The sequence below is a fragment of the Streptomyces sp. NPDC005393 genome (genome assembly GCF_040606675.1).
GTDB lineage: Bacteria > Actinomycetota > Actinomycetes > Streptomycetales > Streptomycetaceae > Streptomyces.
In genome coordinates this window covers 1-1,505 of the sequence record NZ_JBEXFG010000137.1, presented here as the reverse complement: position 1 = coordinate 1,505, position 1,505 = coordinate 1, and the positions used below count along the sequence as shown (strand labels likewise).

1 protein-coding gene is annotated in these 1,505 nt (G+C 72.2%); it reads left to right on the top strand.

The window, feature by feature from the left end:
* Window positions 1-18: 18 nt before the first annotated feature.
* Window positions 19-1,505 (top strand): amino acid adenylation domain-containing protein (locus ABZS71_RS35610; RefSeq protein WP_356217010.1); only part of this gene is annotated, 1,487 nt, incomplete at its 3' end.

The window sequence follows — 1,505 nt, the reverse complement described above, 5'->3', positions numbered from 1 at the left end:
GTGGGCGCGGAGTCGGTGGTGGGTCTGTGCCTGCCGCGTGGTGTGGAGACCATCGCCGCGATCCTGGCGGTGTGGAAGGCCGGGGCGGGGTACCTTCCGATCGACCCGGAACAGCCCGCCGAACGCGTCGCGTTCATGCTCACCGACAGTGGCGCCGTGACGCTGCTGAGCACCGGCGCCGTGCTCGACGAGCTGTCCGTCGACGGCCCGGCCCCGCTCGCCCTGGACGCCCCCGAGGTCGCTGCCGCGATCGACGCCCACGCGGCCACCGCGCCGCGTGCGGACCCGTCGCCGGACGCACTCGCCTACGTGATCTACACCTCCGGTTCGACGGGCACGCCGAAGGGTGTCGCTGTCACCCACCGGTCGCTGACCAACTACGTCGCCTCGGTGCCCGGCCGCGTCGGTCTCGGCAACCCGGGGGACCGGTACGCACTGCTGCAGGCGCAGGTCACCGACCTGGGTAACACGGTGCTGTTCGCGAGCCTGACCACGGGTGGTCAGCTGCACATTCTCGACGTGGACGCCACCACCGACCCGGCCGCAGTGACCGGGTACCTGTCCGAGCACGCCATCGACCACGTGAAGGCGGTGCCTTCGCACCTGGCGGCGCTCGCCGTCGCCGACGGAGCGGCGTCCGTACTGCCCGCCAAGTCCCTGGTGCTCGGCGGTGAGGCGGCCTCTCCCGCGTGGGTGCGGGAGCTGCTGGCGGAATCCGGACCGCGCGGGGTGTTCAACCACTACGGCCCCACCGAGACCACGATCGGCGTCACCACTACGCGTCTGACCCCGGACCGGGTGGAGGGCGGCGTGGTGCCGATCGGCTCCCCGGTACCCAACGTCCGCGTGTATGTGCTGGACCAGTGGCTGTCCCCGGTGGCGCCGGGAGCCGTTGGTGAGCTGTACGTCGCCGGCGCCGCCCTGGCCCGCGGGTACGTGGGCCGCGCCGCCCTGACGGCGGAGCGGTTCGTGGCCTCCCCGTACTTCGGCACGGGCGAGCGCATGTACCGCACCGGCGACCGTGTTCGCTGGAACGCCGAGGGCCAGCTGGAGTACCTGGGACGCGCGGACGAGCAGGTGAAGATCCGCGGATTCCGCATCGAGCCGGGCGAGGTGCAGGCGGTCGTGGCCGCGCACCCGTCGGTGGCGCAGGCGGCGGTCGTCGCCCGGGAGGACACGACCGGCGACTCCCGCCTGGTCGCCTACGTCGTACCCGCCATCAGTGCTGGGGAGGCCGAACTGGTGCCGCTGGTAAGGCAGTTCGTGGCCGAGCGGCTGCCGGAGCACATGGTTCCGTCGGCGGTGATGGTGCTGGACGCGCTGCCGCTGTCCGCGAACGGCAAGCTGGACCGCAAGGCGCTGCCCGCTCCCGAGTACACGACCGGTTCCGGCCGCGGCCCCTCCAGCGTCCGGGAGGAGATCCTGTGTGCTGGTTTCGCCGAGGTCCTCGGTCTGGAGAGCGTCGGTGTGGACGACAGCTTCTTCGCGCTGGGCGGTCACTCGCT